Origin of the sequence: Bartonella sp. CL71SXKL (assembly GCF_042194935.1) — a bacterium.
Lineage (GTDB): Bacteria > Pseudomonadota > Alphaproteobacteria > Rhizobiales > Rhizobiaceae > Bartonella.
This window is the reverse complement of sequence record NZ_JBHINI010000009.1, coordinates 49,460-64,268: the sequence shown is the minus strand read 5'-3', so window position 1 is coordinate 64,268 and position 14,809 is coordinate 49,460. Positions and strand designations below refer to the sequence as shown.

General features: G+C 36.6%; 12 protein-coding genes and 1 tRNA gene. 3 read left to right on the top strand and 10 right to left on the bottom strand.

What is annotated here, in order from left to right:
• Window positions 1-242: 242 nt before the first annotated feature.
• The gene (locus ACFILA_RS06275; RefSeq protein WP_273790694.1) at window positions 243-1,811 is read left to right on the top strand and encodes a TerC family protein; all 1,569 of its coding nucleotides are present in this window, start codon (window positions 243-245) and stop codon (window positions 1,809-1,811) included.
• Between the two features lie 624 nt (window positions 1,812-2,435).
• Here the strand turns inward: ACFILA_RS06275 and ACFILA_RS06270 are convergent.
• The 5 genes from ACFILA_RS06270 to ACFILA_RS06250 form a co-directional block, all read right to left on the bottom strand.
• Window positions 2,436-2,564, bottom strand: a complete 129-nt coding sequence (locus ACFILA_RS06270) for a hypothetical protein (RefSeq protein WP_375645321.1) — start codon at window positions 2,562-2,564, stop codon at window positions 2,436-2,438.
• A gap of 1,226 nt (window positions 2,565-3,790) precedes the next feature.
• Window positions 3,791-4,042: a hypothetical protein gene (locus tag ACFILA_RS06265; RefSeq protein ID WP_375660839.1), complete on the bottom strand. Its 252-nt coding sequence runs from the start codon at window positions 4,040-4,042 to the stop codon at window positions 3,791-3,793.
• Window positions 4,043-4,325: 283 nt separating this feature from the next.
• On the bottom strand, window positions 4,326-4,553 hold the full coding sequence (locus ACFILA_RS06260) for a YbfB/YjiJ family MFS transporter (RefSeq protein WP_375654512.1): 228 nt from the start codon (window positions 4,551-4,553) through the stop codon (window positions 4,326-4,328).
• Window positions 4,554-4,599: 46 nt separating this feature from the next.
• Window positions 4,600-4,749 carry a YbfB/YjiJ family MFS transporter gene (locus tag ACFILA_RS06255; RefSeq protein ID WP_375654511.1) on the bottom strand — a complete coding sequence of 50 codons (150 nt, stop codon included), beginning with the start codon at window positions 4,747-4,749 and terminating at the stop codon, window positions 4,600-4,602.
• A 536-nt stretch (window positions 4,750-5,285) separates the two neighbouring features.
• Window positions 5,286-5,362: transfer RNA gene (locus ACFILA_RS06250), tRNA-Arg, on the bottom strand.
• A 263-nt stretch (window positions 5,363-5,625) separates the two neighbouring features.
• On the opposite strand from ACFILA_RS06250, the gene ACFILA_RS06245 reads away from it, so the two are divergent.
• Window positions 5,626-6,399, top strand: coding sequence for an NAD kinase (locus tag ACFILA_RS06245; RefSeq protein ID WP_273790691.1), 774 nt, complete (start codon window positions 5,626-5,628; stop codon window positions 6,397-6,399).
• A 145-nt stretch (window positions 6,400-6,544) separates the two neighbouring features.
• Window positions 6,545-7,948, top strand: a complete 1,404-nt coding sequence (locus ACFILA_RS06240; RefSeq protein WP_375631225.1) for a DEAD/DEAH box helicase — start codon at window positions 6,545-6,547, stop codon at window positions 7,946-7,948.
• 59 nt (window positions 7,949-8,007) lie between these two features.
• On the opposite strand, the gene gltX is transcribed toward ACFILA_RS06240, so the two are convergent.
• From gltX to ACFILA_RS06215, 5 genes are all read right to left on the bottom strand, one after another.
• Window positions 8,008-9,381: a glutamate--tRNA ligase gene (gene gltX / locus ACFILA_RS06235; protein WP_273790689.1), complete on the bottom strand. Its 1,374-nt coding sequence runs from the start codon at window positions 9,379-9,381 to the stop codon at window positions 8,008-8,010.
• Between the two features lie 10 nt (window positions 9,382-9,391).
• Window positions 9,392-11,053: an NAD+ synthase gene (locus tag ACFILA_RS06230; protein WP_375660838.1), complete on the bottom strand. Its 1,662-nt coding sequence runs from the start codon at window positions 11,051-11,053 to the stop codon at window positions 9,392-9,394.
• Between the two features lie 124 nt (window positions 11,054-11,177).
• Window positions 11,178-12,557: a class II 3-deoxy-7-phosphoheptulonate synthase gene (locus ACFILA_RS06225; RefSeq protein WP_273790687.1), complete on the bottom strand. Its 1,380-nt coding sequence runs from the start codon at window positions 12,555-12,557 to the stop codon at window positions 11,178-11,180.
• A gap of 68 nt (window positions 12,558-12,625) precedes the next feature.
• Window positions 12,626-14,017 (bottom strand): glutathione-disulfide reductase, encoded by a 1,392-nt coding sequence (gene gor, locus ACFILA_RS06220; RefSeq protein ID WP_375643541.1) that lies wholly within the window; start codon window positions 14,015-14,017, stop codon window positions 12,626-12,628.
• A gap of 203 nt (window positions 14,018-14,220) precedes the next feature.
• Window positions 14,221-14,790, bottom strand: coding sequence for a DUF2059 domain-containing protein (locus ACFILA_RS06215; RefSeq protein ID WP_273790685.1), 570 nt, complete (start codon window positions 14,788-14,790; stop codon window positions 14,221-14,223).
• Between the last annotated feature and the right edge of the window lie 19 nt (window positions 14,791-14,809).

The window sequence follows — 14,809 nt, the reverse complement described above, 5'->3', positions numbered from 1 at the left end:
ATAGTTAGAGGATTATCGAGCATAATGCCCGAGCAAAATTTAGAGGGACCTTCTTGTGGTTGTAAGCGGGATGGGGCATCATTTTGTTTTATCAGCAATCACATGCATTCAAGCAATATTGTGTTGTTTTTTTCTTTGAATATAAGTTTTCTTACATACAATGTTCATGATCCAATATACGAATAAAAGCCTATGAATTTTTTTTGTCAATCGCGCGCTTTTAAGCTTATAAAAGGTAAGGAATGATGGAATGGATCACTGATCCCCATGCGTGGTTTGGTTTGATCACGCTGGTTTTTCTCGAAATTGTTTTAGGAATAGATAACCTTATCTTTATTGCAATTTTAGCTGAAAAATTGCCACTGCATTTGCGTGACCGCGCACGCTTTATAGGTCTTACTTTAGCATTAATTATGCGGCTTTTCCTTCTTACAGTTATTGGATGGGTTATGAGACTCGATAGGGTCATTCTTTCACTTTCATCTTTTGTATTTAGTTGGCATAGCTTTATTTTAATCGGTGGTGGAGCCTTTTTGCTAGCAAAGGGAACGCTAGAATTACATGAAAGGTTAGAAGGGGTATCACATGAAAGAAAAACAGGCCTTGGTTATGCTGTTTTTTGGCAAGTAATCGTCCAAGTCGTGGTGCTGGATGCCGTTTTTTCACTAGACAGTATTATTACCGCAACAGGTATGATTGCAAAAGAGCAGGCAGCAGTTATGTATATCGCAGTCATAGCTGCTATGGGAGTAATGATGTGCGGATCTGGTGCTCTTATGCGTTTTATTAATCGTCATCCCACTATTGTAATCCTTTGTCTTGGTTTTTTGATGATGATTGGTTTTACTCTCATTGTTGAAGGGTTTGGTTTTCATATTCCAAAAGGGTATTTGTATGCTGCTATTGGTTTTTCTGTTCTCATCGAAGTTTTTAATCAAATTGGACGTCGTAACCGTGAAAAAATGATTAAAACGAATGATCTACGCAGTAGAACAGCTGATGCTGTTTTGAGGCTCTTAGGAGGAGGAAGCAAAGATAGTCACCTTGCTGAGACTGTAGATGTTATTGCTGAACAGGCCGCAGCATCTGAGTTGTTTAGACCAGAAGAAAAGGAGATGATTCGTGGTGTTCTCGATTTAGCTGATCGCCCTGTTCGCTCTATCATGTCGCCGCGTAATGAAATTGAGTGGTTAGATTTAAATGCTGATGAAAATGAAATGCGTGAAGAATTACAAAAGGTTAAACATAGCCGCTTAATTCTTGCGCGTGAAAAAGTGGATGAATTTGTTGGCGTTGCGTTGACAAAAGATCTTCTTTTGAATTTGGCTGAGGGAAAAAAGATTAATTGGAAAAAAGCTATGCGAGAACCCCTCGTTGTTCATGAAAACACAAGTGTTTTACGATTGATGGAGCAATTACGTCATTCTTCGATTCAGCTTGCAATTATTGTTGATGAGCATGGATCTTTTGAAGGAATTGCAACACCAACCGATATTCTTGAAGCTATTGCAGGAGACTTTCCTGATGACGATGAAGAACTCATGATCGCAGAACAACTTGAAAATGGCAGTCTTCTTGTTGAGGGATATGCTGATATCCGCCGTTTAAGTGGTTATCTTGGGCGTAACCTTGTGGATGAAGCAGATCGTTATACGACTCTGGCAGGCTTTATGCTTTGGCAGTTTGGTCATTTACCAAATGAGGGAGAAAGCTTTGAAACTGATGGTTTACACTTTAAAGTGATTGAAATGGAACGCCGAAACATATCTAAAATCCTTATTTCTCCACTTGTATCACCAGAAAAAAACTAATTCTTTTTATAAGCAAAACGAATAAAAAGATTTTTTTATGATTAAAAATTGAAAAAAATAAGAAGTTGATAACTCAATTGCATTTCATTATTTTTATATTTTTTTAAGCGTAAAATAATGAACATACAAAAGTTATGTTATCAATGAACTTTCCATTACAAAAAATTTTCATTGATGATTGACAAAAAGCTGGAAGAGAGAAAATGATGCAAAATTATTTGTCAATGGTCATTAATCTAAAAAACAATGAATATATACAACATATTGATTTATAATAATTATTTATTACAATATTACCTTTATATCAAGAAAGCCTCTTTCAAACATCAGATTTCCGCCAATGGATAAAACTCCACCATTGTTGAGTTCACTCAACTGATGATGGCATCTTTAAACCAGACTCTGGCTCCTATAATCTTTTTAGATCTTCTTGATATTTCTTAAGGAGCTATTCCTTATCTTTTGTTTCGATAAATTTAGCTATTTTTTTCCTTCCAAGAATGAGACTCAACCTCTCTGGAAAGGCCCTTATTAAGAACTTTGTTTTTCTTCTAGATAGCTCATATTTTTGCTACTTTTTAATTAAAGCGTAGCTGAGCTGCTTAGATTTCACCACTTCTTTGACTAAAGCCAATGCACGTTCAGATGAATCTGTTGGGTATTTTCATCAAAGCCTAAATGATCCTCTGCACTGAAACTTTGATAATAAGATTGTAAGGTTGCAACATCACCCAATAAAGACAGTGCACAAATATGAAGTAAGCTATAATCTGCATCATATACCTTGATAACCTTTATGTGCCTCCAACTTCACTCTATCGCCAAGGTGGTGCTCCATATCTGGAATAAAAGCATGTATGAAGATCAATTTTTTCTATCGCCTATTTCAAGACATAATCAAGCTTAATTCCAACCAATCTGCATTATATTTCTTCTTCACAAACTCTCCACCCCTTTTTATCAAAATCAAGCTGTAGATCTTGTAAGTGCTGAGAATTGATAGGGATCAATTACCACGCAGGCAGCAGCTAAAATACCAGTCGTAATCGAAACTCCAAAATCAAATTGCGGATAACCTTTGATAATTGCGTCATTATAAAGAATTTGTACTTCACAATCTGGTAGTTGGTAACGTGCTGAATAATTATCTACCTCTTTAATTTTTCAACAGACCAATCAAGATTTTTGAAGAGCACTGTTGTACTCTCCATGATGAAAAATTTCTTTGCTCTACCTCAAAAGAGGTTGTATCCATATCAAAAGTCAAAAGCGAAGCAGATTTTTGCAAACAAAAGTGATAACGCCGTGTAAGAGAAGAATCTTATCAATAAGGTCTTTGGTGATTTCTTTTGCAACGTCTAAACGAGATGGAATCTTATTCATAAAAAAACACAAAAAAGTCAATAGGTTTTGTGCAATTATTTTATATAAATCCCATTTAAAATCTACACTTTTATACGTGATTTAATTGACCATTTTTTATAAACAATTACCATGTATGAATAGACCACAAAAAGCAAATCATGATGCAAATGTTATAACGCATGTAAACATTCAAATGAAGTGAAAAGCAGCTATCATTCATAACAGTTCATAAATTTTATGATACGTTTTTATCACACACAAATCGTATTGTTAAAAACGTAATCGTTTGAAATTATCGATAAACATAAATTGCATGCGTTTAAAGAATGGTATGGGGTTTACTCTTTTTTTGAGCTAAACCTTAAAAAAATAATCATTTGAAACTATCATAAGATAGGTTTTAATTCATTAAGGGCACATAAAAGGATTTAAAGACAAGTCAATTTTAAAGCACCACTTACTAAAAAGTTAGTAAATGATAGGCAGACATTATGTAGATACTATCATCACAACAAGTCTTGCATTGCCATATACATTACCTCTAATCACGATATAATCAGGAGATCTTGGCATTGCCATAAACAGAGCCGTAGACCTTAGTATGACACCCCACACTAGCATTGCCCTAAACCTTGCCTAAACAACCGCATGATCATAAACCGCGGCATTGCTATAAATACGTACAATACCGGATAATTTTTCATTCCCATAAACCCACGCATAATGATAAACTCAACCGTTATAAAAAAGATGAGCATTGTCATAAACATGAGCACCAAAATACACATAGGTTTTATCACATATAAGGGTATTGCCATAGACATAGCCCCCAATGGCAGTATTGCCATAGCCCCTTGTATTTTCATAAACACGACCAGATTTTACAACACAGGCATTATCAGCAACCCAGCAATTGCCATCATGAGAGAGGTTGCTTTCAATTTCAATAAAAGCATCTAGATCGCCTTTTTTACATCACCAAAATCTCTTAAAGTACGAATGCGATATAATGCCAGTCACGAAATCCTTTTGATTGGTCAATTCATATTTTGGATGGTTTTTCTTATTAACAGGAGCGGTTTCATTTGTAATGGAAGAAATAACGGAGGTGTTTCTTAATATAGTTGTTATAATTAAGCCTATATGTTTTTAAAAGTTTTGAACAGACATTAAGCCAACTCCAAACCAAATGTTTGTTGAATCAAGTGCTCTGTTCAAACTAATAATAACATATTCATTACCTAGTAGTAGAATACCAACTCCTACACCTGCATAAAGCGAAGCAATAACCCAGCCCATATGGCTATGCTGTATGACTATAATAGAACCCAAAACCATCATTGCTACACTCGCAACACCAGCAGCAAAACGGATCAAAAGAACTAAGTATTAACGCCATGGAAATAATTAAGTGCACTCATTACTATACTGTATAAGATAGCATACGAGGAGCAAGGAATATATTCCAAATTCTGCCAAACGTAAAGAACATACTCCCAACTAAATAACCATCATAATTAGCGCTTGGTATATAAGAACGTTGATTAAAGGTAAACAATCCCTCATCCAACATAACTGGCAATATTGGTGTATAGAGAAATCACCAAATACCCATATCAAAACCATACCGAATACAGCATTTTGAAACAATTCAAATCTTGAAGGTTGCTTTTCCTCCTTATTGTTCCTTTAACTGGTGATATTTCTCATCTGCGTTCCATCTCACCATAACAGCCTTTAGCTCCAAAAATAGAATAAAAGAAAATTTAGCTATCTATTTTAATGCTCAAAACAATATATTTAGCGATCTACTATCAACATCGCCAGAGCAGTTGTACAATAACATATTGAATTAATATGTATTTTTATGTTATAAATGTTTATAGTTAAATTGAAAGCATATTTAGATAATCTTGTTTTTTATCTCGATATTCAAAATGACTAACCGAAGAATTTATATACGCAGCCGTAAATTTTGCTTCTCTTAAAATCATTTGCTTATTCGCTAAAAAACTTAATAAACAACTCAAATAACCATTTTCATAAAAGAGGAAATTGGCTTCTTTTTAGGTAATATTGTTATTTAGGATAATATGAAGTTGAAAAATTTGGTGCACCCGACAGAATTCGAATCTGTGACCTCTGCCTTCGGAGGGCAGCGCTCTATCCAGCTGAGCTACGGGTGCTTCACACTGATTATTAAAATCAGTTATGGTCTTTTAACTAATCATACTCTTAGCTTCAATGCTAAATTATCATTCTAATAAAAAAATTACTTGTTTGTGATTTATCTAACGACGCACTCCTTTTACTTTTTAATGATACTTTACCTTGAAATAACTTCTCTTTATTCAATGCTCTTTTTATTATAAAAAGAGCTTTTATTACAACTTCAAAACTCTCATAAATAAGTTACAACATAAATTATAAGTATCAGGATAATTTTTAAATGGCTACATTACCAAGTCGCTTTCATTTTATTTCCGCAGAAACTGAGGAGGCTATCAAAGCTACCCATAAATTAATTTCCGTTTATGGTCATTCTTCTCTGGAAGAAACTGATATTGTTGTTGCAATCGGTGGTGATGGGACAATGTTACAAACCGTACGAGACGTCATGAACACAGGCAAACCTATTTATGGCATGAATCAAGGTTCTGTAGGATTTCTTATGAATGAATTTCATGAAAAAAAATTGCCCAATCGTATTGCTGCCGCACATAAAAAAGAAATCCATCCCCTGCGCATGATTGCAAAATCTGAATGTCAAGATTCTATCGAGGCGCTTGCAATTAATGAAGTATCCCTCTTTCGGCAATCTTATCAAGCCGCAAAAATTCGCATCACCATTGATAACAACGTACGCATGGAACAATTAAGTTGTGATGGTGTCCTCGTCGCTACACCAGCTGGATCAACCGCCTATAATTTATCAGCACAAGGACCTATCTTACCTCTTATGGCTCCCCTTATGGCCCTCACTCCTGTTAGCCCTTTTCGCCCTCGGCGTTGGCATGGAGCTTTGCTTCCCAATACAGTAACAGTGCGCTTTGATATGCTTGAACCTGACAAACGCCCTGTAAATGCTGCTGCAGATAATATTGAAGTTAAATCTGTCCATTCAGTTACTATTTCAATGGCAACAGAAGTAACAGCTTCAATCCTTTTTGACTCAAATCATTCATGGGATGAGCGCATTTTATCAGAACAATTTCGCTATTAATGATTGTATTATGCGTTTTATGTGTATATGATTGTTATAGTTAATTTTTTGTAAAAACATCTTAACACTTTTAAAGAGTGTAGAATATTGGTTATAATTATCATTTAGATAACGCAGTTAAAATCACAGAGCAGTTGATAAAAAAATGATACCATCTTTAAACAGTTTTGATGATTTAGGTCTTTCCGCAAAGGTTATTAATGCGGTGAAATCAGCGGGGTATACAGCTCCAACACCTATTCAAAGCGAAACAATTCCGCATGTCCTTCAAAGAAAAGACGTTTTAGGAATCGCCCAAACGGGAACAGGTAAAACTGCCTCTTTCGTATTGCCTATGCTCACTCTCCTTGAAAAAGGTCGTGCAAGAGCACGAATGCCCCGTACGCTCATCTTAGAACCAACAAGAGAAATTGCAGCTCAAGTTGAAGAAAATTTCGATAAATACGGAATAAATCATCGTTTAAATGTTGCTCTTTTGATTGGTGGAGTTTCTTTTGAACTCCAAGATCGCAAACTTGAACGGGGAGCTGATGTTCTTATAGCAACACCAGGGCGCCTTCTTGATCATTGCGAGCGCGGTAAACTGCTCCTGATGGGCGTTGAAATCCTTGTGATTGATGAAGCTGATCGCATGTTGGATATGGGCTTTATTCCTGATATTGAACGCATCTGTAAGCTAACTCCTTTTACGCGTCAAACTTTGTTCTTTTCTGCAACAATGGCGCCAGAAATTACAAAACTAACGAAACAATTTTTACATTCTCCTGTATCTGTTGAAGTTACAAAAGCATCCTCAACTGCAACCACAATTACGCAGCGGCTTGTCAAATCTGGAAATAAATCATGGGATAAAAGAGCGGTTTTACGAGAGCTTATCCAAAATGAAGGTGCAGAGCTTCAAAATGCAATCATTTTCTGTAATCGAAAGAGAGATATCTCTGAACTTTTTAGATCGCTCATCAAACATAACTTTAATGTAGGGGCACTTCATGGAGATATGGACCAATATTCGCGCATGAACACCCTAGCTGATTTTAAAAATAATAAACTTACACTTCTTGTTGCTTCTGATGTTGCTGCCCGTGGACTCGATATTCCAGCTGTAAGTCATGTATTTAACTATGATGTTCCTACACATGCTGAAGACTATATCCATCGAATTGGTCGTACAGGGCGTGCAAATCGCAGCGGAAAAGCTTTTACAATTGTCACAAAAGCTGATCAAAAATATATCAATGCCATCGAAGAAATGAGTAATGAAAAAATTGAATGGCTCAATGGAGATCTCTCAACTTTAATAGCTGATGATCAAACAGAAGATATTGTTGTAAAGAAAAAATCTTCAAAACCATCAAAGAAAACTGCTCCAAAAGAGCCTGTTGTTCACACTAAAAAATCTGTAGAAGAGAATAAAATAGAATATATCAAAAATGCAAATAATAAGGAGAAGCCATCTGAGCAACAACGCTCACGAAAAAATAAGAATTACACACCCATTGGATTTGGTGATGATATTCCTGCTTTCATGCTTATAAAAACGTGTAAATAAACCCGTTCTTTACTCTCTTTAAGAGTGAAATGAACGAAATACTTTTAAAAAATCCGCTCTTATTTCCTAGAGAGCCTTTCCGTTACCTTTTCACGCCCTAAAAGCTGCAAAATTTTTCCCATTTCAGGTCCATGATCCATGCCCGTAAGTGCCTGACGTAATGGCATAAATAAAGCTTTTCCTTTTCGACCTGTTTTTTCTTTTAATGCTGTTGTCCAAATTTTCCAACTTTCCTCATTCAAAGCACCTTCAGGTAAGAAATCGAGTGATTGGTGCACAAAAGCACGATCCTCTAGTGCTACTGTATCAAAATTCTGTTCATCATGAATGATTTTCCACCAAAAAACAGCATCATTGACTTTATTAATATTGCTTCTTATCGCGTTCCAGAAATATTCCGCCTTATCTCCCTCAATAGAAAGTTTTTTAAGGCGCATTTTTACTTCCTCATAGGTTAACTCATGGACAAGATGACTATTCAAAGCAAGAAGATCAGCAATATCAAATTTTGCAACGGATCTTGACGTATCTTGGAGATTAAAATGCTCTAAAAGCGCAGCTTGATTGGGATAGGGATGCACATTTTGCGATGTCCCAATCAAAACGGCAAGGCATTGAACAGCTATAGATTCAAATCCTTCTTCCCGTAGAGAACGAATAGAAAGATCATTATTACGTTTTGAAAATCCTTTTCCTAAAACTGTCGCCAATAAATTGGTATGAGCAAAAACCGGTAATTCTGCATTAAGAGCTTTAAAAAGAGCAATTTGAGCGCCTGTATTTGTAATATGATCATCCCCACGAATAATATGCGTAATAGCCATATCTACATCATCAACAATAGACGGCAATGTATAAAGATAGGTTCCATCTTCACGAATAAGAACAGGATCTGAAAGAGAAGCTAAATCAATCGTCTGCTTTCCCTTTATTGCATCATTCCAGCAAACTTCTGTTCGCTTTGTGTGTAAAGGATCACTTTCAAAATTAGGAAGAAGAAAACGCCAATGGGGTTTACGACCTTGTGATTCAAAGTTTTTTCTCTCTTCTGTTGTCAACTTCAATGCTGCACGGTCATAAACAGGAGGCAATTTGCGTGAAAGCTGGATTTTACGACGCCGCTCTAATTCCTCTGTTGTCTCATAACAAGGATAAAGAAGACCACGTTGTTTGAGAATTTCTGCCACTTCATCATATCGATTAAATCGCTTGGATTGGTAATAAATTGCATCTGGTTGAATACCAAGCCATTCAAGGTCAACAGCAATAGCATCGATATATTCTTGTTTAGAACGTTCAATATCTGTATCATCATAGCGTAAAATAAATTCTCCCTTATACGCTTGCGCATAAAGCCAATTGAAAAGCGCAATACGGATATTGCCAATATGAATATAACCTGTTGGAGAGGGAGCAAAACGAACTTTAACCATAAAATAATACTCAATTTTTATCGCGAAAATGATTGACTATGGGATAGCGACGATCGCGTCCGAAATTTTTGTAACTGATTTTTACACCAGGCGCAGATTGACGCCTTTTATATTCGGCACCATAAAGAAGCTGTTCAACTTTCGCAACAGTTTCTCGTGAATGTCCACGTTTAACAATATCACAAATACTCATGTCATTTTCTACAAGAGATTGTAATATATCATCTAGAATAGGATAAGGCGGAAGAGAATCTTCATCTTTTTGATTTTCTCGCAGCTCTGCAGAAGGCGCTTTTTCTATAATATTGGATGGAATGACAATCCCTTCTGGTCCTCTTAAATTGTGCAAGTGATTTTTATTGCGCCACTCAGCTAATGCATAAACCTGCATTTTATAAATATCTTTTATAGGATTAAACCCGCCATTCATATCCCCATACAGTGTTGCATATCCCACAGCCATTTCTGACTTATTGCCTGTCGTTACCACCATTGAACCGAATTTATTTGAAAGAGCCATTAAAACTGTACCGCGTATACGACTTTGAAGATTTTCCTCTGTGACGTCAGAGGGTAACCCTGAAAAAACAGGTGCCATTGTTTCAAGAAAAGCTTCAACAGCTTGCTCAATCGCTATGATTTCATAACGACATCCCAAAAGATCAGCACATTCTTTAGCATCTTTTAATGATTCTTGCGAAGTATAATGATAGGGCATCATAATGGTGCGAACCCTCTCAGCACCAAGAGCATCCACCGCCATTGCCGTACACAGGGCTGAATCAATTCCTCCTGAAAGACCAAGAATAACATCCTTAAAGCCGTTTTTATTAACGTAATCTTTCAACCCCAAAACACAAGCTTGATAATCAGCCGCTAATCCATTGAGAAGACTTTCATTAGGACCTGAAATACAGTGCCATCCCGTCGTTGTTTTTTGCCAATGGCTTAAAGCAATATGGCTATCAAAGTGTTTCATTTGAAATATCTTTTTGCCTTGTCCATTCAAGGCAAAAGACCCACCATCAAAAACGAGCTCATCTTGACCACCAACTTGATTAGCGTAGATAATTGGCACTCCAGATTGTAGAGCTTGCGTATGGATAACATCTATACGTTTTAAAGTTTTATTACGATAGTAGGGAGATCCGTTAAGGACAAGAATAATTTCCGCTCCTTTATCTTTAAGCTCTGTACTAAGAGAGGAATCATTCCAAAGATCCTCACAAATGACTATTCCTAATTTGATTCCATGATAGACAATAGGCTGAGGACGTGGACCTGAAGAAAATAAACGCTTTTCATCAAATTCAGCATAATTAGGTAAATCAAACTTCAAACTTTCGGCAATGACTCTCCCTTCATCAAGAACCATGACAGCGTTGTAAATATTACCATTGCGCCTTAATGGAAGACCAATGACAATTCCTGGTCCGCCTACGGTTATCTTTGCTAATTTCTCAACAGTCTCTTCACATGTTTTTGTAAAAGCAGGTTTTAGAACAAGATCTTCCGGCGGATAAGCGCTTATAAAAAGTTCCGTGAATAAAACAAGATCAGCCCCCTCTTCTTTGGCCTTTTGATGCGCCATGACAGCTAAAGAAAAATTTCCCTTAATATCACCGACAATAGGATTTAATTGGGCAATTGATACCCGAAAATCATTTTTCATAAGCCTTTGTATCATTTCATCAGTTTAGCAACCACAACTTTATTCTTCATCATCGGAAATATCACTTTTTTAAAAATTCTCTTCTGCCATAATGACCTAAAAAAAATATTAAGTAAATTTTTGCCTACCCCTCAGCAGCAATTGCTAACGAGTCAGTCGCACGATTTTTTTTAAGGAGTTCAGCAACAAGAAAAGCCAATTCTAACGCTTGATCTGCATTTAGCCGAGGATCACATTGCGTATGATAACGATCAGATAGATCGTCCACAGAAATGGCATGCGCCCCTCCTGTACATTCAGTAACATCACGACCTGTCATCTCAATATGAATGCCCCCTGGATAAGTTCCTTCTCCACGATGCACTGCAAAAAAATTCTCTACTTCTTTTAAAACATAATCAAAGGGACGCGTCTTATAACCATTGGCAGTAATTGTATTGCCATGCATTGGATCACATGACCATATAACCGCACGCTTCTCGCGTTCAACGGCACGGATGAGTTTAGGCAGATAACGTTCAACTTTATCATAACCAAAGCGCGTAATGAGAGTAAGCCGCCCCAACTCGTTTTCAGGATTTAAAATATCAATTAATTTTAAAAGCTCATCAGACTCAATGGAAGGACCACATTTTAATCCTATAGGATTTTTAATGCCGCGACAATATTCAACGTGAGCATGGTCAATCTGACGCGTACGGTCACCAATCCATAGCATATGACCAGATGTTGCATACCAATTTCCTGAAGTTGAATCAATCCGAGTCAAAGCCTCTTCATAACCAAGCAACAGTGCTTCATGACTGGTATAAAAAGATGTTTCACGCAATGAAGAATGTGTTTTGGATGTAATCCCTATAGAACGCATAAAATCAATTGCTTCAGAAATACGCTCTGCCAATAATTCATAACGTTCCCCCTGCGGACTGTTAGAAACAAAACTCAACATCCATGTGTGAACATTTTCTAAATTAGCATAGCCACCTTGTGAAAAAGCACGCAATAGATTAAGTGTTGCCGCAGATTGGCGATAAGCCATAGACATCCGTTGCGGATCTGGAATACGAGAACCGGCTTCAAATTCAATGCCATTAATAATATCCCCACGATAAGCAGGAAATTCAACCCCCTCTTTTCTTTCTATATCAGAAGAGCGAGGCTTTGCAAATTGACCAGCAATACGACCAATCTTAACAACCGGTTTAGAACTACCAAAGGTTAAAACAATCGCCATTTGCAAAAATACGCGAAAAAAATCACGGATATTATCAGCTTCATGTTCTGCAAAGCTTTCGGCACAATCACCACCTTGTAATAAAAAAGCTTGGCCTTTCGCAACGGCTGCTAATTCATTTTTTAAATCACGTGCTTCACCGGCAAAAACTAAAGGAGGATAGCTTCTCAGTTTTCGCTCAACATCTTCTAACATAGACTTATCCGGATAAGTCGGAACTTGTTTAATTGGCCTTGTTCTCCAAGTGTCAGGCGCCCATTCTTTTATCATTACACTCTCTCTAAAGATTAAGCTTAAAGATTAGCATATCAAAAACTTTTTACCATAATATATGCTGTTTAACTTTCTATTTTCTTCCCATTTTCATATATATAACTTGGTTTATACATTGTTACCAATTCTTCTGCCATCGTTGGATGCACTGCCATCGTCTCGTCAAAAATATCCTTCGTCAGCTTACCCTTGAGAGATATCCCTATAAGCTGTGCCATCTCACCAGCATTTTCCCCTAAAATATGAGCGCCCACAACAATACGGCTTTCACCATCAACAATGAGTTTCATAAGCATTTTCTCTGAACTACCAGAAAGAACATTACGCATAGGACGAAAAACTGTACGATAAATTTCAAGACGCTTATAACGCTTTACCGCCTCTTCTTCTGAAAGACCCACCGTTCCAATCTCTGGCTGTGAAAAAACTGCTGTTGTAATTAAATCATAATCAGGTGTTGTGGGAATATTCTCAAATGCTGTCTTAACAAAACACATTGCATCATGAATCGCAACAGGTGTTAATTGAATATGACCTGTTACATCACCAACAGCCCAAATATGGGGGATATTTGTTGTCATTTTCTCATCAACAACAACTGCACCAAATTCATCCACTTTAACACCTGCCCTATCAAGTCTTAAACCCGTTGTATTTGGTACACGCCCCGTAGCCAACATAATCTGATCGGCACTGATTATTTTCCCATTTGATAAAACAACTTCATAACAATTTTCTGCAGCCTGCACTTTAGAAATTGTTATTCCGTAGAGAATAGAAATCCCTTTTTCAATCATTGCATCGCTGAGCAATTGCCGCAAATCATGATCAAAATTACGAAGGATTAAATCACTCCGATGGAGGAGTGTTGTTTTTACACCTAATTCATGAAAAATATTAGCAAATTCAACACCAATATACCCTCCACCAACAATGACTATTGATTTTGGGAGTTGATCAAGGTCAAAAATCTCATTAGAAGTAAGGCAAAATTCACCACCTTCTATGGGAGTATTTTGTGCAAATTTTGCTCCCGTTGCAATCAAAATTTTTTCTGCACTTACCCGCTCACCCGTGGCAGAAAGCTCTAATGTGTGATCATCTATGAAAGTAGCACGACTTTCATAAATATGCACATTGTTATTTTCTAATCCCTTACGATACAGCCCTTCTAACCTTGATATTTCTTTATTTTTAGCTGCAACCAACTTTTCCCAGCTAAAAATTGGATCCGCATATTCCCACCCAAAACCAACACTTTTCTTAAATTCTTTTACATATTGTGATGCATAAACATAAAGTTTTTTGGGAACGCAACCACGAATAACACAAGTGCCCCCTATACGATATTCCTCTGCTATAGCGACCCGCTTGCCAAGACCTCCAGCAAGCCGTGCTGCACGCACTCCACCAGAACCACTTCCAATAACAAATAAATCAAAATCAAAAGAGCCCACGAATTATTCCTTCTTATATAGCTGCAAGAGTAGGCTAAGGTCTTTTATTATCAAATGAAAGTCTTTTTTTCTTTTGAAGAAGCATTTTTTATAAAGCAGTATTCTAAAAAGACCTACTCTCATTAAAATATTAAAAACGGCGGGAAAACCGCCGCTATAAAAAAAATCAGAAATTGCCCATTGTTGTCATGATATCGATCAAGCTATTTTTTATTTTCTGAAGATTCTGATTTTATTGGCATATTTGTAGGCATAGTAGAATTATTCAAATTAAGTGTTTCAGACATCTCTTTTTTCACATTTTCTACAAGATCCCGCATAAGAGCAGTACGCCATATATCAAATGCTGAATAAGAATCACGTGCAATATTGGGGACTTCTGTCAAAAACTTTTTACCGGTATCAGAATTATAAAATGTTGTTATCGCATCAAGCTCTTTTTGAGTAAAATATTTTGCATATACATGAGCAATCTCTTTTTCTAGATCAGAGCGCCTTTTAATTAAAGCAAGCGCCTGCTTATCAACAATATCAGAAATAGCTGTTGCTAAATTCGGATCATCGCTGATCAGTTCATTTTTGAAATCATGGACCGCATTTGGTAAAAAACTATCAAATTGATCCGTTGCATGAATAGCTCTGATTGCCTTTCGCGCTGAATCCAAATGTTGATCACTCACACCTTGTGCATAAACCGTTCCAACATTTACAAAAAAAATAGCAATTACACCAAAATATACGACAAAACGCTGAAAAGAAAATATTATTTTCATTTAATGATTACCCCGATAG